This is a genomic window from Vibrio sp. 10N.222.49.C9, from assembly GCF_041474985.1.
Taxonomy (GTDB): Bacteria; Pseudomonadota; Gammaproteobacteria; order Enterobacterales; family Vibrionaceae; genus Vibrio; species Vibrio crassostreae_C.
In genome coordinates this window covers 1-261 of sequence record NZ_JBFRVD010000818.1, presented here as the reverse complement: position 1 = coordinate 261, position 261 = coordinate 1, and the positions used below count along the sequence as shown (strand labels likewise).

At 44.8% G+C, this 261-nt stretch carries 1 protein-coding gene; it reads left to right on the top strand.

Annotated elements, in window-relative coordinates; genetic code table 11:
- On the top strand, positions 1 to 261 hold a 261-nt coding region (locus AB4585_RS25760; protein WP_372171619.1), incomplete at both ends, for a TCP-1/cpn60 chaperonin family protein.

Below are 261 nucleotides of genomic sequence, written 5' to 3'. Positions count from 1 at the left end.
CAACAGTACTGGCTCAATCTATCATCACTGAAGGCCTTAAGGCTGTCGCTGCTGGTATGAACCCAATGGATCTTAAGCGTGGTATCGACAAAGCAGTGATTGCTGCAGTTGAAGAGCTTAAGAACCTATCTCAACCTTGTGCTGATACTAAAGCTATCGCTCAGGTAGGTACTATCTCTGCAAACTCTGATGTGACTGTAGGTAACATCATTGCTGAAGCGATGGAAAAAGTAGGCCGTGATGGTGTTATCACTGTTGAAG